We start from the raw sequence: 18,646 nt of genomic DNA on the forward strand, positions 1-18,646 counted from the left end.
CGTTCACTCTCGTTCCGTCGCGACCAGCGTCGAAACCCGGGCGTTTTCCTTGAGTTCGAGCCCGGCCCCACTGACCGACAGCGGCACTCGTGGCAACTGACGCACCGACAGCGTCGGGTGAGCGGCCCCGCGTTCCAGCAGTTCGGTCCGGGTCTGCAGCGTGAACACCAGATCTGACGCTCGCAGTGACTCGTTGTACTCGATGAGATACCGTCCGGCGTCGAGATGCCACCACTCGTAGTCGTCGTCCGGATTTCGCTTTTCGCTGTCGTGTGGCTCCGCCGCCGCGGGGTCGAGTTCACCGCCGCCGAAATCCACTCGCCCCGGCCCCGTAACCTCGTACACCTCCGCGACGGTCAGATCGAACCCCCGGCCCTCCGTCTGTGTCGGTTCGTGGACGATTCCGTCGAGAAACTGGCCGTACTCGACCATATCGAAGATGTGTCACGAGATCCCATAACGGTGCGGGATGTACTCACGTCTCTCCGGACTCACGCTCTCGCTCTCCGGTCGCCGCCTCCGCGTCGTCCTCACGGAGGCGTTCGAGCTCCCGCGTGACGCTGTCTTCGGCGTTTTCGTCGGTGTCGTAGCCGGTATCGACGCCGCCGGACAGTTCGCGGCTCACGTCGAGACTCCGGCAGTCCCGACAGTAGTAGTTCTCTCCCCGCTCCATCGTGTACAGCGGGAGGCCGGCGAGGACGTACTCCTGCTCGTACTCCCGGACGAGGCCGTCGAGCACTCGCGACCCGCAGATCGCGCAGGGGCGGTCGGTCTGCTCGACGTACCGTTCGTCGACGGTTTCCGTCGGACCGAACGTCATCAGCGTGTGTCGGTTCCGAAGCCGCCGCCTGACCGGCGGGAGCACGTAGAGGCCGACGATCCCGGAGGCGAGTCCGAGCAGCGTCGAGACGAGCGTGAGTCCCGTCGTCAGGACCATGATGATGCCGATGACGAGCATGGCGACCCCGCCGCCGAGCTGCAGCGGGGACGTCTGTGGTGAACTCTGTCCCTGCGGAGTTTCCGCCGTGGGGTCTGCCGGGGAGAGTATCTCGTAGCCCTCTCCGTCGGCGCGGAGCGTGACTCGGGTCGGTGCGACGGAGTAGTGATACCAGGCGTACAGCAGGTTCCCGACTCCGGTGGTGAAGATGAACAGGAGACTGTGAATCGCTATCGAGCCGAGGCCTCTGTCGACGAGAACCACCTCGTCGTGGCCGTCGTACTCGATCTCCCACCCGCGGGAGACGAGATACCCGATCCGCCTGCGAAAAGCCGTCAGGTCGTCTCCGGTCGACCGTCTCCCGCGGTCCTGCTCGGCGTCCGCCCGCTCTGTCGTGGTCTCGTAATCGGCGTCTGCGACCTCCTGTAGCGGGGCGAGATCGTGTCCGCAGTGGATGCAGTAGTCGTGCTCGGGTGTCGCACTGTTGCCGCAGTTCGGGCAGAACAGCCCCGATCCGTCACACCGAACGGGATCAGCCATTCGTTCGATGTCGTTTTTCTACATATAAATACTGCCGCGCTCTGTCGCCGGTACTGAAACACCCCGACTGCTATCGACTCGTCCCCAGCGGGTCGACTCCCAGATACTCGTGGACGAGAAACTCCAGTCCGTTGATGACGTAGTGAGCGACGACGACCAGCAGCAGGCTCCCGCTGACGATGTAGCCGGCCGCGAGGACGAACCCGAGCACGCCCGTGACGATGACGCCGACCTGTCCCTGGGCACCGTGACCCAGCGCGAACGCCAGCGAGGCGACGACGGCGAGCAGCCACGGCGAGACCGAAAAGCTCGCGGCCGGAACGCCGATCAGCGCCGCCCGAAAGAGCAGTTCTTCGCCGACCGCGATGATCGGCAGGACGGCACCGAACAGGACGACCCACCCGCCCGGCGAATCCGGCGCGAGCAGTTCTCTCAGTCGTTCGTCGTAGGCCGCACCCACGGCGTCCGCGACCGTCGTCGAGAGTTCGTTTCCGACCCAGAGGACGGCCCCGAATCCGACGCCGAGGGCGACTGCCGGGGCCCCGGTCGAGAGCGGTTCGCTCGCCACGCCGAACGCCGCGGCGGGGATCGAGAAGTACCAGCCCGCGACGAGCAGTACCGCCGCGAGAAGTCCCTGTGTCGCGGCGACGTTTCCGAGCACCATCGCCGGCGTCAGTTCGACCTCCGGGGACGGCTCGCCGGTCGGCACCGGATCGGTCTCGGAGTGCTCGCCCTGTGCCGGTGACTCGGCCATCGACTCCGATGCCGGCTGCTCGGCCCGTCCCCCCGGAGTGGTCGCTGCGGTGTGCTCCGCTGTGGGCGCGTTCGTCTCGCCCGCAGTCGACTCTCCGTCCCCAGCCTGGGGGAGGTCCTGGGACTGGCGGGACAAGACGAGCAAAACGACGGTCAACAGCCCTGCGACGAGCGAAAACGCGAGCGGCTGAGCCACGCTTACTGCGGGCTCGGGTTCGTGCCGCCGGCACCGACCTCACGCTGTTCGAGCGCGCGGCCGGTGATCGACTTGAGTCGGTCGACCAGTGAGTCCTTCTCGGGTTCGCCGGCCAGCGCGACTTCGAGCACCTCGGAGATGTGCGAGACCGGGATGATCTCGACCTGCTCCTCGTATTCGGGCTCGATCATCACGTCCTGCTCGTTGGCTTTCGGGATGATGATCTTGTCGATGCCCGACTTCGCGGCGGCTTCGATCTTGTGCGTGACACCGCCGACGGGCAGCACGTCGCCGCGAACCGACAGCGAGCCGGTCATGGCGACGTTCTGCTCGACGGGGATCTCTTCGAGCGCACTGATCACTGCCGTCGCGACGGTGATCGAGGCGGAGTCGCCGTCGACACCGCCCTCACCGACCTGGACGAACTGGATGTGGATGTCCTTCTCGGAGATGTCCTGGTCGGAGAACTTCTTGATGATGGCGCTGACGTTCTCGACGGCCTCTTCGGCCATCTCCTTCAGCTGGCCGGTGGCGATCACCTGGCCCGGCCCCTGGGAGGGGGCGATCTCGGCCATCACGGGGAGGACGATACCGGAGTCCTCGCCCATCACTGCCAGCCCGTTGACCCGGCCGACAGCGCCGCCCTCGTTGACGGTGAGTTCGTAATCCTTCCGGCGCTCGATGAACTCGTCGGCCAGTTGCTGTTCGATCGAGCGCGAGCGGCCTTTCGCCTGGAGCACGTCCTCACGTTCGGTGTACTCCTTGCCCTCTGCACGGGCGATGTCGCCCGCGACGCGGACGAGTCCACCGAGGTTCCGGAGTTCGAGCGTGAGGTGATCCTTCCGCCCGGCACGGCGCTGGGCTTCGAGGATGATCTCCTCCATCGCCTCCCGCGTGAAGTGCGGCAGGCGGCCGTCTTTCTCGACTTCCTGGGCGACGAAGCGGGCGTACTTCCGGCGCATCTCCGGCGTGTCGTCGATGGTGTCGTCCATGTACACCTCGTAGCCGTACCCCTTGATCCGGGAGCGCAGCGCCGGGTGCATGTTCTCCATGGCGTCCATGTTCCCCGAGGCCACCATGATGAAATCACAGGGGACGGGTTCGGTCTGGACCATCGCGCCCGAGGAGCGCTCGGACTGGCCGGTGATCGAGAACTCACCCTCCTGGATCGCGGTCATCAGTTTCTGCTGGGACCGGATATCGAGGGTGTTGATCTCGTCGATGTAGAGCACGCCCTTGTTGGCCTTGTGGATCGCGCCGGGTTCGACGCGGTCGTGGCTGGGCGTCTCCATGCCGCCGGACTGGAACGGGTCGTGTCGAACGTCGCCCAGCAGCGCACCGGCGTGGGCACCCGTCGCGTCCTCGAACGGCGCGGTCTGCTGATCTGCGGTGTTGACCAGCAGGTTCGGCACCATCGCGTCGTTGCCCCGGGAGATGTACCGGAAGGCCAGGTAGATGATCCCCGCCGCGAGGATGCCGAGCAGAATCTGCCCGACGATTATCAGCGCGTATCCCAGGATGAGGGCGATGATGATCCACATGATCACCGTCCGCATCTGGTTGCGCTTGCGGGCCTCCTCCTTGTGGGCCTCGACGATCTGTTCGCCCTTGCCAGCCGGGACCGTCCGGACCTTCGGCTCGTTACCGTCGTCGGGGTTGTGGTAGACGAGCACGTCCTGAAGCTCCTCTTTGGGGAGCAGTTGGCTCATCGCCTTCGCCAGCATCGACTTCCCGGTTCCCGGGGAGCCGATCATCATCACGTGTCGGCGCTGTTTGGCCGCCTTCAGGACGATGTCTCGGGCGTGATCCTGCCCGATCACCTGATCGACGAGTCGGTCGGGGACGCTGATCTCCTTGGAGGTCTCGACCTTGAGACCGCCGAGCAGATCGTCTTCCTCGATCTCTTCGTCGATCTCCATGTCCTCGTCGACATCGCTCCCGAGCGCCTCGTCGAGGGGGTTCTCCTCGTCGTCCCCGGCCGTTCTCACGGGTCTGTCAGCGCCCGGCCGCTCGTCGTCCGATCCCGGACGGCTGCCTGGGGGCCGGATGCCCTGGTCGTCGCGCTTGTCCGTCTCACCGACATCTGCGGCTGTCGTCTCGTCGCCGGCCGACCCCTCCGGGCTCGTCTCCTCGGCTGGCGTGTCCGCTCCGTCTCCAGCCGTATCAGCGTCGGCCGCCGGCCTGGCAGACTCCGATGAGTCCGACTCAGCCGCCTCGTCGGCGTCCATTTCCCGGTCGGTATCCGGGACATCTGATTCGTTGCTCATGCAAACGTTGCTATGTTGTTTTGGAAGGGCTGTCGACTGATATACTTTCTCCCCAACTATCGCTCCTGCAAATGGCAAATTGGGCGACAGAGCTGTTCTACGAGGCAATTACGCCGCCAGTCCGAACACCGTCCATTCTTATAATCCGCGTCCAAATGGCATGCAAATGGCTCCCTATCGAGGCTGTCTGATCGGCCGGTTCCAACCGTTTCACCGCGGTCACCGAAAGCTTGCCGAGTACGTCGCCGACGACGTCGACGAACTGGTCGTCGGGATCGGCAGTGCGGACGCGTCGCACACCAGACGTAATCCGTTCACCGCCGGCGAACGCGTCATGATGGTCCGCAAAACCCTGGAACCGTTCGACATCACCGACTACGTCGTTCCGATCGAGGATCTCGACCGCAACTCGGTGTGGGTCAGCCACGTCCAGAGCATGGCTCCGGAGTTCGACGTGGCGTACTCGAACAATCCGCTCGTGATTCGGCTCTTCTCCGAGGCGGGTATCGAGGTCAGACAGACCGAGATGTTCGACCGCGACGAACTGAAGGGCAGCGAGATCCGCCGGCAGATGATCGACGGAGAAGACTGGCGACAGCACGTCCCACAACCGGTCCAGGACGTGATCGACGAGGTCGACGGCGTCGGTCGCCTCCGGGACATCGAGTGATCGACCCGACGCCCCGGATCGTCGATTCGCTTCGTCGTCGGAGACACGCCCAGTCACCACCGGCCTTCTGTCGCCGATCCTGTCCCGCCACTTATATGACTTCACCAGCCGTAGTATCCGGTGTCAGAACCGTGCGATCGGATCGCCCGACGAGACAGATATGCCACACTCAGCAAAGTACGTCATTCACGCGGATATTCGCACCAGCGGTGTCGTCGAGCGCAGCGACGTGGTCGGCGCAATCTTCGGCCAGACCGAGGGGCTGCTCGGTGAGGACATGGACCTGCGGGACCTGCAGGACGCCTCGAAGGTCGGCCGGATCGACGTCGACATCGAATCTGAAGGTGGCCGCTCGTTCGGTACGATCCAGATCGCGAGCGGGATGGACCGCGCCGAGACCGCCGTCCTCGCCGCCGCGTTAGAGACCATCGAGCGGGTCGGCCCCTGCCGGGCGTCGTGTTCGATCATCAAAATCGAGGACGCCCGCGCCGCCAAACGCCGAGAGATTGTCGACCGCGCGACGGAACTGCTCGCGGCCTTCGAGGACGAACAACTCACCAGCGAACGCCTCGTCGAGGAGGTCCGCGAGCGCGTCCGCGAGTCGGAGTTGACCGAGTACCGCGGCTTCCCCGCCGGCCCCCGCGTCGCCGACAGCGACGCGATCATCGTCGTCGAGGGCCGTGCAGATGTCCGAAAACTACTCTCGGTCGGTATCAAGAACGCGATTGCCGTCGAGGGGACCGACGTGCCCGAGGAGATCGCACGGCTCACACAGGACCGGACGACGACGGCGTTTCTCGACGGCGACCGCGGCGGCGATCTGATCCTCCGCGAACTCGCTCAGGTCGGCAACGTCGACTACGTCGCCTTCGCCCCGCACGACCGCTCCGTCGAAGACCTCGACAGGGCGGCGGTCATGGCCGCACTCCGCAAGAAACTCCCCTACGAACAGGTCGAGGAGGGGAACACCCCGCGGGAGGCGTTCGCACCGACAGACGGGGGAACTGTCCCCGAGGACCCGCCTGCCGGCGCGGACGCTTCCGCGGGAGCGGACCCGGCCCCTGCGACCGGGCCGGACGACGCCGACGGGAGCGAACCGGACCGGGAGGCGGTAACGCCGTCCCCGTCGACCGACGGGCACTCCTCCGGGCCGGCGGAATCGACAGCCGAGGAACCCACTCCGGACTCCTCGTCCGAGGAATCCGAACGGGAACCGACGACCCTCGCCGGGCACGTCGAGGCGGTGATCGAAGACGGTGCCGGGACCGTTCGCTTGCTCGACTCGGAGTTTGCGATCCGCGCCGAATCCGACGCGGAGTCCGCCTTCGAGACCATCGAGGACGCCGAGGACGCTCCCCACACCGTCGTCCTCGACGGGACCGCCACGCAGCGGCTGTTAGATATCAGCGCACAGCGCGGGGTCGGCCAGATCATCGCCGCCGAGACCGGCGAGTTCGTCAAACAGCCCGCGAGCGTCAGGGTGCACGCGGCCGAGGAGATCGATCTCAGTTGATCGGCTCGGTCAGATCGCGCACGAGCAGAAACCCCGCACCGCTGTCGTACTCGTCCGGGAGCCGTTCGACTGTCTCGAACCCGTGCTCCCGGTAGAACTCCTTTGCGCCCTCGTCGACGGCCCGGACCGTCAGTGCGAGTCGCTCGTAGCCGTCCGAGCGCTGGGTCTCCGCGATGTGCCGCAGCAGCGCCGAGCCGTATCCCTTCCGCTGTTCGTCGGGAGCGACCGCGAGTTCGGTGAGATAAGCGGTCTCTTCCGGCCCGGGCATGACGATACCGTAGCCGACCGGCCGCGTCTCGGTTGCGACGAACAGCGGGGGAAAGCCTCCGAGCGCGGCGTCGAGCAGTTCCGGCCACGGCTCCGGGAGTGCCGCCGCCTGGATCTCCCGGAGGCGGTCCCCGTCGACGGCCGTCGTCTGTCGGACTCGAACCATCGTTACAGAGTCAATCCAGCGGTGGCGGCGATCGTCGCGCCGGCGATGGCGGCCGACAGCGTGGCGAGAAAGTTCACTCCCTGATTCCCGCAGAGCCAGCCCTCGATGGTCGCGCCGAGAAGGCTGTCGACGGTCATCCCGACGATTCCCGCGGCGACGACCGCGCTGGCTCCGAGCGGGTCCACTGCCTCGAAGGTCACGAGCGCGATCCCGGCGACGATTGCGGCCCCGCAGACGCCGACGGCCTCGCCCTGCCAGGTCACCGCGCCGTCGGTGCCCGGTTCGACGACCTGTAACGTGGTAATCAATCGGGGGTTGTCGAAGAGCCCGCCGATCTCGCTAGAGAGGGTGTCGGCAAGTGCGGCCCCGACAGCGCCGGCGAAGGCGAAGAAAAACACCGCCTCCGAGACGCCGAGTTGCTGGCTAGCGGCCGCGCCGACGACGGCGAACAGCGCGACGAGAGAGTTCGCGAGCACGTTGCCGGTTCCGCGCGCCCCCTCGTTTTCCTCGGCGATCCCGCGGTCGAGTTTGCGGTCGTAGCGGTACTTCGAGGCCAGGCCGCCGATCCCGAAGAAGGCGATCAACATCGCGAACCAGCCGTAACTGCCGAGGACGATCGTCAACAGCCCCAGCAGGACGCCGGTCAACATCCCCGGCAGCGACGCCGTGTCCAGTGCGAAGGAGGCGTAGCCGAGGACGACAGTCACGACGAGCGCGACGGCGATCCGTACCGTCGAGATTTCGACGGGGAGCGCGCCGAGAAACCACAACAGCAGGGCGACGCTGACAAGCACCAGCACGTCGTCACGCTTGAACAGCGCCTCTCGGAGCAGGGCAGCGAGCAGGCTGCCGCTGGCCGCGAGGAAGGCGACGGTCTGGTACTGCACGCTCGGCCCGGTCACCCCGGCGGCGAGAAACTGGGCACAGCTCCCGGCCAGAAAGCCGCCGCCGACGAACCCGGCCGTCGCCAGGAAGGGATCGCTCGTGGAGTGGCGGCTGGCCTGGCCGACGAGATTCCCGACCGAGAGCAGGAGGACGGTGCCGACGTAGATCGGCACCGGCATCCCGAACTCGATCGCCAGCACCGCCGTTCCGGCGGCCGCGAGGGCGAAGCCTGCGAGCCCGTACAACGTCCCGTCCCGACGGTCGCCCGGTCGTGCGAACAGCTCGAACAGGACCGTATCGGCGTCGAGGGCGAGGGCACCGGCGGCGATCAACAGGAACGGACCGATCGCGAGTACCGTCGCCACGGCGGGTTCGTCGACCCCGTCGACGAACGGAACGACGAAGGCGAACAGGCTCACGACGAAAAACGCCGCTGCTCGTCGGACGGGTCCAGTCACTACCCCGGGGTATTGCCGAACAGCACTTACGTTTTCCGAACCGCTCCGACCGGCTCAGACCGATTCGACCGCGTCTCGGATCGCCGGAAGCACGTTCGCCACGTCACCGCGGATATCGAACTCGGCCCTCTCGGAAACGGGGGTCTCTTCGAGATTGACGATTGCGAGTGTCGCGCCTTTTCGGGTAGCGATCCGCGGCAGCGACGCGGCGGGTTCGACCGTCAGCGAGGAGCCGACCGCGAGCAGTACGTCGGCGTCCCGGGCGAGTCGCTTGGCCTGCTGCAACGCGACGCGGGGTAGCTGCTCGCCGAAGAGCACGACATCCGGCTTCAAAACGCCGCCACAGTCCGGACACTCCGGCGGGAGCGTTCCGTTTTCGATCTGTTCGCGAGCGGTGTCGAGCGGCGCGGTCCGGTCACAGCTCTCGCAGGCGACTCGCTGACCGTTTCCGTGAATCTCGATCACGGAGGAGCCAGCGGCCGCGTGTAGTCCGTCGACATTCTGCGTGATGACGGTATCGAGGTGGCCTGCCTCCTCCAGGGCGGCCAACGCCTCGTGTGCGCTGTTCGGCCGGATCTCCTCGCCGTAGATCTCGTCGTACAGTTCGAGTCGCTTCTCCCAGAAGGCGGCGGGGTCGGCTTTGAACTTGCTGTAGTGAAACTCCGAGGGGTCGTACCGATCCCAGATCCCCCCCTCGCTCCGGAAGTCGGGAATTCCGGAGGCCGTGCTGATTCCGGCCCCGGTGAACGCGACCGTCGACTCCGCCTCGGAAATCGCTCGGGCGACAGCCGTGATGTCCTCGGTCATACTCCCGCTCCGTGTGGAGCGGTCAAAGGCGTTTTGTCGCTCAATACGAGAGGTCCGCGGTCGATCTGTCGAGACCGACCACGAGTACGGCACCGAACACGGCGGCACCGACGACGGTACCGATCCCGGTCGCCGTCGACTCCGTGACTGCGAGCACTTCGAGCACCGGCAGCCGAAGCGAGCCGAGCATCAGGCTCACGAGGAAGACCAGCGTCGCCTGCCGGTAGTGATCCAGCGCCCACCGCACCACGTACGCGACGGTGAACACGCCGACCGCCGCCCCCGAGAGGAAGGCCGCGATCCGAATTCCGTCCTGAACGAGCGTGGCCGTGATCCCGTTTCGCCCCAGCGCCAACAGCCCGTCGACGAAGCCGTTCAGCGTCTCGGTCATGGTCTCGTACTGGCCGAGCAACAGCAGGATGAAGGCCCCGGAGATGCCCGGCAACAGCATACCGCTGATCGCGACCGACCCGGCGACGAAGATCACCGGCAGCGAACTCGGGATGGAGCCGCCGCCGGAGACGCCGGCGAGAGCGAACGCGAACAGGAAGCCGACGACCCCGGCTCCGGCCTGGCGTGGCCCGCGGAGCCAGTCCCGTCGGGCGAGCACGAGCGCGGACGCCCCGATCAGCCCGAAAAAGAAGGCGAAGGTCGGGCCCGGGACGACCTCCAGGGCGAACTCGACGACCCGGGCGAGCACCACCACTGCGGTCGCCATCCCGCCGCCGAGGGCGACCAGAAACGGCACGTCCATCGCCCGCAACTCCCGGGCCAGCGCCCGGCGGCCGGATCGGCGGTGGGCTGTCCGAAGATGTCTCACGACGGCGGGGTCGAGTTCGGTGAGCGCGCTGATCAACCGTTCGTAGACGCCGACGATCAGCGCAATCGTGCCCCCCGAGACACCGGGGACGGCGTCGGCGCTCCCCATCGCGAGCCCTTTCAGATAGATCGTCAGCAACGCCAGTACGCCGCCGTCGTGCGCTGCCGTCTCGGTTCGGTCTCGGTGATCCACTGTTTGTATCTCTCGACGCTCGGCGCTCAGCTGCCGACGTTGTTCTCTACGCCCGTCGTGAACGACTCGATCGGTCGGGTACCGATGATGATCGCCGGATCGTTCTGCCTGGTGGAGTAGCTGAGTTCGACGGAGTCACCGGCCGCGACCGGCTCGGCCAGTGAGACGGTGACGGCCGTGTTCACCTCGCCGCTGGAGACTCCCGTCACCTCGACGGGCTCGCCGTTGACAGTCGCGTTCATCCTCGCGGCCGCGGCCGTCGGGTCGGCGACGGTCGTCTCCCCGTTGAACTCGACGGTGATCTGGTCGGCGGGCTCGCTGACGGTCGCCGACTGGACCTGCCCGGACTCAGACTCGTTCTCGTCGGTCCCGAAGTCCCGCTTGTCGAGTTCGACGGAGATCGGCTCCGAGTCCTCGGTGACGACGGCTTCCTCGGAGACGTTGAACTGGCCGCTGTAGAGGGCCTGCTCCTCCGAACTGAAGCCGGTGATCCGGTAGCTCCCGTTCGCACGGGCGCTGACGTTGGTGTGTCCGTCCTCGACACCGATCTCGTCGTAGCCGGTCGTCGAGTACGGCACCGTCGTGTTGAACGTCCCGTCTTCGTCAGTTTCGATCCGCTGCGTGTACTGGAACTCGTTGCCGTTCGGTGGCTTGATCGGCACGCTGAGCCGCAGGGTTCCGTTCTCCGGCCCGTTCTCGCCCTGGATCGTCGCGCCGGGGACGCGCTCGAAGGTCTTCACCCACGCCGGGTTCGAGCCCTGCAGCGCCCGCTGTGACCGCAGGATCGCCTGCTGTGTCCTGTTCGGACCCAGCATACTCCGGTACGCCTGTGTGATTCCGGAGTTCGAGAGGTCCCGCTGAATCACGCTCAACCGCCCGAAACTGACGCCGCTGTTGGCTAGCTCCTGGACGTTCTCGTCTCCCTGTGACGGCACCGCGGACGTTTCGCTCATGTGTACCAGCCGGAAGTGCTTCAGCGCCTCGACGCGCTCCTCGGGCAGCACTCCGACGCCGCCGACCTGTCTCGTGTCGGACTGAGACGCCCACTGACGGGCCTCCTGGAGGCTACCGAACGACCGGACCGCCGGCTGGCCGGCACCCGGCAGCCGTTCGACACCGATCGCCTCGGGGGCCCGTGAACTCCCGTGGTAGTGATAGAGGCGGGTCAGCATCGAGTTGTAGTATCGCTGATCGTGAGCGATCAGCATCGTCTGCTGGAAGATCTCCTGGGCGGAGGTCAGCTGGCGCGGGTTCGCCGACGGATTGATGACCCGCTGGTAGAAGTCATCCGTCGAGTAGTCCGGGTGGAACTCTGCCGGCGCGAAGTACTTCCCGCCGACCTGGCCCTCCGTCTCGGCCATCTGCCAGTCGATCATCACGTATCGGGTCTCCGCGCCCTGGCTCTCGTCGAACTCCTTTTCGAGCGTGGTGAGTGCCTCGGACTCGTTTTGCGCCAGGAGGAACCTCGCCGCTGATTGAACGCCCTGCTGGAACGGGTTCGCGTTCGGAATCCGCTCTGCGCGGTTCGTTATCCAGTGGCCGTAGTCCCACCAGGACAACACTCCGTACGCTCCCTGGGGGTACTCGTAGTTTTCAGTCCGCTTGTACGTTCCCAGGTAATCCATGGCCTCGCCGTCCGGGTTGTTGTACCGTCCCGGTTCGGGCGTGTTCTCCTCCATCCACTGGAGGCTCTGGTCCCAGACGAGCACGTTGCCGGGCTGAGAGAGGTTGTCAGCCCGTTCCGTCGCCGTCCGGTCGACGCCCGTGTACGGCAGCCCGAGCAACGGAACGAACATCACCATCACGATCAACACGAGCGTCAGCACCTGGTGGGTTTCGATGGTGAACTCGTCGGTGTCCGGCGTCCCGATCGTCTGGATCAGGAACCCGGCGACCGTCGCGTTGAGCGCTCCGATCGGCACGGTGAGATAGTAGCCGAACCGGGTCTGTGTCATCGTGGCCGCGATCATAAACGCCGCCCAGAAGACCATCAGCAACTGCTGGCCTTCCGGCTCTCGTTTCAGCGCCTGCCGGCCGAGAATCACGGCCGCGCCGACGCCCGCGGTGACGATACCCAGTCCGTACCGGTCGTAGAGATACTGCTGTGGGTTCTCCGGCGGTTGAGCTTCACCGATCGTCCCGGCGGTCGTCCCCGGGGAGGTGATGAAGCCGAAGACGCGGTCGACCTGCGAGATGAAAAAGTCGAACAGGCTCGGGAGGGCGAGGGCGACGAACACGACTCCGACGACGAGCAGTCCTCCGACGATTCCCGGATACGCCGACCGGGACAGGTCCCGGCTGTCGACCTCGCGAGAGAGCCAGGCCATGAAGACGAGTCCGAGCGCGACGACGAAGGCCAGCCCCGGCTGTACGAACGACCGACTCGCCACGCCCATGTCAAAAGTTCGAATCGTGCTCAACTGGAGCACTCCCGCCGTCGTGAGGCTGATGACGCCGACAAACGCCGTGTGCTCCGGACTCCGGCCCCGGAGGTGCTCGAAGGAGAGATGGAAGATGAAGAAGACAGCGAGGATACCGAACAGCCAGGCGCCCGGGGGCCACGCCCAGAGATACATCCCCATCGCGATCCCGGTGAGTATCGACCAGCCGATGGTCCGCCGAAGCGCCGAAATCTCGCCGGCCGCGATCAGTTCGTACACCGGCCGTTCCTCCTCTGCGACCGAAAGCGACACCATGACGCCGAGAATCGACAGCGTCATGAACAGCGCCTCGGCCGCGTGGTGTTGGGTGTGCCCGGCGAGGGTCATCTGGAGGAACCGGTCCGGCGCGAAGGCGATGAAGCCGACGACCACCAGCCCCCCGAACCGACCGCCGAGGCGTCGCCCGATCAGATACGCCGGGATGCAGATCGCGACCGCGAACAGCGGCGGCGCGAGCAGTACGACGTGATCGAAGAGGCTACTGCTCGGCGAGCCGAGTCCCAGGATGAGCGCGAGCAGCGCGATGATCTGATCGAACAGCGCCCCGAACTGCCCCGTGGAGGTCCCGTACGGGAAATACGTCCAGGGATCGAACGGCATCGTGCCGAGGAAGTTCTCCGTGGCGTACTCCGCCGAGCGGTGGTTGTACCACGGGTCGTTTCCGCTGTAATACACCTGTCCCTCGTAGATGAAGTTCCGCCAGTTGCGGATCCGGTTCCAGAAGACGAACCCGACGAGAAAGACGAGCAACGGATAGTGATAGAACTCCGTCAGCCAGTCTATCACTGCCTTTGTCTCGGATTCGTCTGCCAGCTGTTCCCGCCAGTTGCTCATTAGCAGATGACAGAAGCAGTGCGCGCATAAGCCTTATGTAATATACCGACACCCGCTCGGTCACGCTCCGAACTCGGACTCGGTCAGCCGCACGATCACAGTCCGGTCGACCTCCCGGAGATCGTACTCGGGAATCTCCGCGCCGGTTCGTGTCACGAGCATCGGTTCGACCAGCCGCGGCTTCGTCTCCCCCTCTCCGTCGTCGGTCTCGACGCCGTAGACGCGGAGGAACCGCCCGCTGTCGGCCGGGTCGACGTCGTCGTTTCGGATCGCCGTTGCGAGAGCACGCGAGAGCCACTCCTCGCTGCTGATCGACGGATCGCGGACGAAGGCGTCCGAGACGAACCGAGTCAGATACCAGTCGAGGTCGTTCAACAGCGAGACCGCCGCTCCGAGACTGACCGTTTCGACGGCGAGGGCGTTCTCGAAGGGCTCGGTGATCTCGTACGCGGCCAGCGCATCGCGAGCCGTCTCCCGGGAGAGTAGCTCGTACTGGAGGTTGGTCTCCTCCTCGCCCAGCAGACAGACCCGGGTCATCGCCACCCCCTCCGGGCCGGTGGATCGACTCGTCTCATCTGGCGTTCGTACGGTGTTGCGATTCCGGCGGTGATAGTGGTTTCGCACGCTCCGCCTGGGATCACGACCCGTCGTCGAGGGCTCCGATTAGCTCCGTGAACGCCGCACGCTCCCGGCGTTGCTGGTCCTCGACGGCCCCGGTGTCGCGGATCCGCTCTTTGATCCGTCTCATCGCGGTCGGGTCGTTCTCTGCGAGGGAGTCGGCCACGCGCCGCGGCCGTTCGGTGACTCGACTGCAGAGGCCGTGGTCGTACGCCTCCTCAGCGTCGAGGACTCGGCCCGAGAGTGCGATGTCGAGCGCGACGCCCTCTCCGACGACCCGCGGCAGTCGAGCCGTGCCGCCCCACGCCCCGAACAGGCCGAGACTGACCCCGTTTTCAGCGAACGTCGCCGCCGGCGTCGCGACCCGTAGATCACAGGCCAGCGCCAACTCGACGCCGCCGCCGCGGGCCGGCCCGTCGACACCGGCAACGACCGCGCCGTCGTAGTTCGCGAGCGCGTGTGCGACGGTTTGCCCTCTCTCGGCGAACGCCGCAGCGGACTCCTCGTCGAGCGAGCGGACGGTGTCCAGATCCGCACCGGCACAGAACGCCTCGCCCTCCCCGCAGAGATACAGGACCGGTTCCGTGGCGTCGTCGATGGCCGCCTGTAGTTCGTCGAGTCCCTCGCTGGTGAGCGCGTTGCGCCGGTCTGGCCGGTCGAGGGTCACCGTTCGCACGGCCCCCCTCACGTCTGTGGTAATCATGGGCTGTCCAGGGCGGTGGTTTCCAAAGTTCTTTGCCTTTCCTCCCGCTAGAGCGGGGTAATGGACGAAGCCGGGGCGACGCGTCGGGCGGCGCTCGGTGCCGTGCGGGATGTCGAACCCGCGGGGTTACACGAGCGCATTGCCGAGTGGCTCGATCAGGGATCGATGGCACCGGGTGTACTGACCATCAGATTCGCACGCGCAACGTCGAGTACAGTCTCACAGGCGACCGATGACGAACTCGCCGACCCGGTCGGCGAACGTGCCGCGGGCGTGCAACTCATCTACGACGGACTCCGCCTCACTCGTCGACTCGCGTCGGAGGAGCCGTGGGAGACCGGAACGAGTGAGAGCGGAGATCTGGATATTCTCGTCGCGGACGTACTCGTCGCACGCGGGTTCTATCTGCTCGCCAAGACGGAGGCGTCGGATCGAGCGGTCGAAACGGTTCGGGCGTTCGGCCGCGACCAGACGGTTCAACGCGAGACTGGCGACGACTCGCTCGCGCGCAACCTCGAAGCCGACGCGCTGGAGTTGGCTGCCGTCGCGGGCACCACGGTCGGTGACCGGACAGTCTCGCCGAACGTCCAGTCGTTCGCCGCCGAACTCGCCGAGAGCGTCGCCGACGATGGCTTTCCACCCGCCGAGCGGTTTCTGGCCGATGTCGATTGCGATCGACTCCGCGGGCTGATTGCCGACCAGAGCGGCAGCGATGGCCTGACGACATCGGTTGATGACTGATCGCACGGTCGGATCGAACCGAAACGTTCAAAGATCACTCGCGGCAATCACCGTATGCGCGCCTGGGTAGCTTAGCGGTAAAGCGCGTCCTTGGTAAGGACGAGACCCCGGATTCAAATTCCGGCCTAGGCTCTCTTTCCTTGTTACGTCCGGTAGTTACCGGGTTCTTCGTCGGTGAAACAATGTACACCATGCAAGAACGAGTACCCGGGTGTGTTTCTCCTGGGCCGACGCAGTCATGCGGTTACGAAGAACAGTCAGGCATATTACAGTATATATTTAAAACTTGGTGGCCTCTAGTTCTAGCTTCTAGACAGAGGTGTCGAAGATGACGCACAGCGATGAGAACAAGGTTGATGGAATTGTCCTCGTGACAGAGGATGCTCAAGAATATCTAAATCCGAGGCAGGAGGTTACATATCGTGAACACCGGCGAGAGCTCGCGGAGTGGATGCTTGCGCTTGGAAAGAATCCGGACAAGGCGGAAGGTTACAGCCATTCCACTGCGAAGAACAGGATGAATCGGTTGGATCTGTTTTACCGTTTTGTTTGGGATCGTGAGGGCCGGTACGTTCAGGATTTAACTACTGATGATGCGGATGACTGGATGCGGCATTTGGCGCGGCAGGAGATGAAGGAGTCTACGAAGTGCCACTATCAGAAGGCGGCGAAGACGTTGTTCAAGTGGAAGAGGCACGCGCGTAACAAGGATGTGGAGTGGGATCCGGAAATTGAGTATAGTGATCCGTCTACGACTTATACACCTCGGGATTATCTTACCAGGGATGATCGCCGTAAGCTCCGGGAGGCGGCTATGGAGTACGGGAGTGTGCCGCATTACAACTCGGTGACTCCTGAGGAGCGTGAGAGGTGGAAGACGTATCTTGCGCAGCGTTTGCAGAAGCCGAAGGAAGAAATCACGATGAAGGACTGGCAGAAGGCTAACTCGTTCAAGTATACTTCGATGATTCATGTTGCGTTGGATGCGGGCCTACGTCCTATCGAAATCAAACGTGCCAACGTTTCCTGGGTTGATACACAAAATGGTATACTTCGTATCCCGAGAGAGGAGTCCAGTAAGAACCGGGAGAACTGGATAGTGGCGTTGAAAGAGGAGACTAGTCAGATCCTGAAGCGTTGGGTTGATGAGCGGGAGACACGGGAGAAGTACGATGGCCGGGATGCGTTGTGGCTGACGATGTACGGTAACAGGTACGACAAGGATTCGTTCAGGGACGTGTTCCGGAAGATTGCCGAAGAAGCTAATCTGGACTTGGAGAACCGTGATCTCACGCCGTACTCGATACGGCACAGTACTGCGACCTACGTAGCCGAGGAGGAAGGGTTAGCTGTTGCAGCGCAGCAGTGCCGGCATAAATCGAAGAGAACGACAGAGAAGTACGAGCACAGTTCGACGGCCCGGCAACAAGACGCCGTCAACAACATAGACTGAAAAATTCTCTTCCTTTCTCTCTTCTGTAAATCCCGTATACAACGGTTAGTCGTTGGAGTTTAGGACCTGTTTCAAACCCTTTTTTCAAACCAGGGAGTGATTGGTAGTGGCTGATTCAGGGCTGATCTTCTGACCTGGTGTTGGTTGGCACACCTGTTTTCGGTGCTGATTTTCTAAGGTGTTCCGGGGTGGTAGGTTAGATATTTAATATTTTCTTACCGTGGTCTTACTATGGTGAGATTTTGTGGCGTCGTTGACGATTAAGCTGCCGGATGACCAGAAAAACGAGATAGAAGCGGTAGCTCAAAGAAAAAACTACAATAGTACTTCTGAGTGCGTGCGTGAAGCACTGCGGGACAAAGTCGAGGAAGACCTTGTTCTACGCCCAGAAGTAGCAGAGAAGCTGCGGAAACGAATAAAAAAGTACGAAGAAGAAGAGTCGGAAGGCTACACATTGGAAGAGTTAGACGAGGAACTAGGGTTGTATTGAATGGAACTCGATGTCCAGGAAGGCGCGGTTGAAGCCCTTAGTATGGGGCTCTGGAGATTTGAAAGATGTATGGGGTAAAGCAGGTCCTACTCGAACAGGTTCTTGGCTCTTCTGTAGATGGGTGCGCCGAGCCAGTCTCGTTGTTCTGCGAGGTCGTCCAGTTTGTTTAGTGCTTCCTCGTGCTCCAGTACGTCTCTCTGGATGAGTGCTTTCAGTACGATGGGCGAGATCGCCACCTGGGCGTCCGCTACTGTCTGAAGTTCTGGGAGTGCTCGGAGATCGTCAGTGATCAAGAACTCCGCATCTATTTCCTGAGTGAGGAGTGCACAGCTTCCTTCTCCTTGGTCCACGCGAGAAGACGTGAATTCTTCTTTAACTTGATGAGTAGTTATCTGACTTAAATTTTTGAGTACATTTTCTGCGGCGTTTCCAGGGTTGTCGTTGTATTCTGCGGTGTCTTCCAGTTCTTCAATTACTGTTTCGGTGGTGTGGACGTTGAATTCTGTTAGAAAAATGTTGAGGAGGTCGATAGAGGCGAGTGAAACGAGTGCGCTTGTATCCGCTATGATCATTTCTTTTCAGCCTCTACAGTTCTGCGAGGTCGTCGGCCAAGTCTTCGCCCTGGTCGAGAATGTTTTTTGAGGCACGGACGGATTCGGCGTCCTGTCTACCGATAAATTCTTTGAGGACTTCAAATCCGATCTGGTCGTCGAGGTAGAGTTCCACGACTGCTTCTTTGAATTTTTCGTCGTCCTCTATGTCGTCCAAGTAGTCTTGTAGTGCTTCTACTATTATCTCAGTCCGGTTCTTGTGCGTGACTTCTGCTGCCACATCCGCCTTCTCAACCAGGTTTTCTGGGAGACGGAAATTAACTCTGGTACTTCCCATTCAACTC

General features: G+C 63.6%; 18 protein-coding genes and 1 tRNA gene. 6 read left to right on the forward strand and 13 right to left on the reverse strand.

The annotated features are described in order from the left end of the window. Positions 1 to 3 precede the first annotated feature (3 nt). From GRX03_RS12175 to lonB, 4 genes are all read right to left on the reverse strand, one after another. Positions 4 to 432 carry a dCTP deaminase gene (locus GRX03_RS12175; RefSeq protein WP_159764475.1) on the reverse strand — a complete coding sequence of 143 codons (429 nt, stop codon included), beginning with the start codon at positions 430 to 432 and terminating at the stop codon, positions 4 to 6. 43 nt (positions 433 to 475) lie between these two features. Next, positions 476 to 1,477: a zinc ribbon domain-containing protein gene (locus GRX03_RS12180; RefSeq protein ID WP_159764476.1), complete on the reverse strand. Its 1,002-nt coding sequence runs from the start codon at positions 1,475 to 1,477 to the stop codon at positions 476 to 478. A gap of 70 nt (positions 1,478 to 1,547) precedes the next feature. Continuing rightward, on the reverse strand, positions 1,548 to 2,426 hold the full coding sequence (locus GRX03_RS12185) for a lysostaphin resistance A-like protein (protein ID WP_368278388.1): 879 nt from the start codon (positions 2,424 to 2,426) through the stop codon (positions 1,548 to 1,550). Between the two features lie 2 nt (positions 2,427 to 2,428). Further along, a complete protein-coding gene (gene lonB, locus GRX03_RS12190; protein WP_233739936.1) occupies positions 2,429 to 4,693 on the reverse strand; it encodes an ATP-dependent protease LonB in 2,265 nt (754 codons plus the stop codon). A 166-nt stretch (positions 4,694 to 4,859) separates the two neighbouring features. On the opposite strand from lonB, the gene GRX03_RS12195 reads away from it, so the two are divergent. Together GRX03_RS12195 and dnaG are read left to right on the forward strand one after the other, a co-directional pair. Then, positions 4,860 to 5,363 carry a nicotinamide-nucleotide adenylyltransferase gene (locus GRX03_RS12195; RefSeq protein ID WP_159764477.1) on the forward strand — a complete coding sequence of 168 codons (504 nt, stop codon included), beginning with the start codon at positions 4,860 to 4,862 and terminating at the stop codon, positions 5,361 to 5,363. Between the two features lie 160 nt (positions 5,364 to 5,523). Beyond that, entirely contained in the window at positions 5,524 to 6,876 is a 1,353-nt protein-coding gene (gene dnaG / locus GRX03_RS12200; protein ID WP_159764478.1) for a DNA primase DnaG, read from the forward strand. On the opposite strand, the gene GRX03_RS12205 is transcribed toward dnaG, so the two are convergent. From GRX03_RS12205 to GRX03_RS12235, 7 genes are all read right to left on the reverse strand, one after another. Further along, entirely contained in the window at positions 6,869 to 7,309 is a 441-nt protein-coding gene (locus GRX03_RS12205) for a GNAT family N-acetyltransferase (RefSeq protein ID WP_159764479.1), read from the reverse strand. The two genes, dnaG and GRX03_RS12205, sit on opposite strands and share 8 nt — an antisense overlap. Positions 7,310 to 7,311: 2 nt before the next feature. Further along, a complete protein-coding gene (locus tag GRX03_RS12210) occupies positions 7,312 to 8,652 on the reverse strand; it encodes a TIGR00297 family protein (protein WP_368278390.1) in 1,341 nt (446 codons plus the stop codon). Between the two features lie 54 nt (positions 8,653 to 8,706). Continuing rightward, a complete protein-coding gene (locus tag GRX03_RS12215) occupies positions 8,707 to 9,459 on the reverse strand; it encodes an SIR2 family NAD-dependent protein deacylase (RefSeq protein WP_159764480.1) in 753 nt (250 codons plus the stop codon). A 40-nt stretch (positions 9,460 to 9,499) separates the two neighbouring features. Next, on the reverse strand, positions 9,500 to 10,471 hold the full coding sequence (locus GRX03_RS12220; protein ID WP_368278392.1) for a DUF368 domain-containing protein: 972 nt from the start codon (positions 10,469 to 10,471) through the stop codon (positions 9,500 to 9,502). A gap of 26 nt (positions 10,472 to 10,497) precedes the next feature. Beyond that, positions 10,498 to 13,746, reverse strand: coding sequence for an oligosaccharyl transferase, archaeosortase A system-associated (locus tag GRX03_RS12225; protein WP_159764481.1), 3,249 nt, complete (start codon positions 13,744 to 13,746; stop codon positions 10,498 to 10,500). A 60-nt stretch (positions 13,747 to 13,806) separates the two neighbouring features. Continuing rightward, the gene (locus GRX03_RS12230; protein WP_159764482.1) at positions 13,807 to 14,283 is read right to left on the reverse strand and encodes a DUF5804 family protein; all 477 of its coding nucleotides are present in this window, start codon (positions 14,281 to 14,283) and stop codon (positions 13,807 to 13,809) included. A 100-nt stretch (positions 14,284 to 14,383) separates the two neighbouring features. Next, positions 14,384 to 15,067, reverse strand: coding sequence for an enoyl-CoA hydratase/isomerase family protein (locus tag GRX03_RS12235; RefSeq protein ID WP_159764483.1), 684 nt, complete (start codon positions 15,065 to 15,067; stop codon positions 14,384 to 14,386). Between the two features lie 60 nt (positions 15,068 to 15,127). Between GRX03_RS12235 and GRX03_RS12240 the strand changes: the two genes are divergently transcribed. The 4 genes from GRX03_RS12240 (at position 15,128) to GRX03_RS12255 (ending at position 17,751) form a co-directional block, all read left to right on the forward strand. Next, positions 15,128 to 15,808 carry a DUF7114 family protein gene (locus GRX03_RS12240; RefSeq protein WP_159764484.1) on the forward strand — a complete coding sequence of 227 codons (681 nt, stop codon included), beginning with the start codon at positions 15,128 to 15,130 and terminating at the stop codon, positions 15,806 to 15,808. 60 nt (positions 15,809 to 15,868) lie between these two features. Then, a tRNA-Thr gene (locus GRX03_RS12245) sits at positions 15,869 to 15,940 on the forward strand. Positions 15,941 to 16,136: 196 nt separating this feature from the next. Further along, on the forward strand, positions 16,137 to 17,261 hold the full coding sequence (locus tag GRX03_RS12250; RefSeq protein WP_159764485.1) for a tyrosine-type recombinase/integrase: 1,125 nt from the start codon (positions 16,137 to 16,139) through the stop codon (positions 17,259 to 17,261). A gap of 244 nt (positions 17,262 to 17,505) precedes the next feature. Further along, entirely contained in the window at positions 17,506 to 17,751 is a 246-nt protein-coding gene (locus tag GRX03_RS12255; RefSeq protein ID WP_159764486.1) for a ribbon-helix-helix domain-containing protein, read from the forward strand. 86 nt (positions 17,752 to 17,837) lie between these two features. Here the strand turns inward: GRX03_RS12255 and GRX03_RS12260 are convergent, their stop codons facing one another. Together GRX03_RS12260 and GRX03_RS12265 are read right to left on the reverse strand one after the other, a co-directional pair. After that, positions 17,838 to 18,323: a hypothetical protein gene (locus GRX03_RS12260; protein WP_159764487.1), complete on the reverse strand. Its 486-nt coding sequence runs from the start codon at positions 18,321 to 18,323 to the stop codon at positions 17,838 to 17,840. Between the two features lie 13 nt (positions 18,324 to 18,336). After that, positions 18,337 to 18,639: a ribbon-helix-helix domain-containing protein gene (locus tag GRX03_RS12265; RefSeq protein ID WP_159764488.1), complete on the reverse strand. Its 303-nt coding sequence runs from the start codon at positions 18,637 to 18,639 to the stop codon at positions 18,337 to 18,339. Positions 18,640 to 18,646 lie beyond the last annotated feature (7 nt).

This window comes from Halovenus carboxidivorans, assembly GCF_009831575.1.
In the GTDB taxonomy this organism is placed as follows: Archaea; Halobacteriota; Halobacteria; order Halobacteriales; family Haloarculaceae; genus Halovenus; species Halovenus carboxidivorans.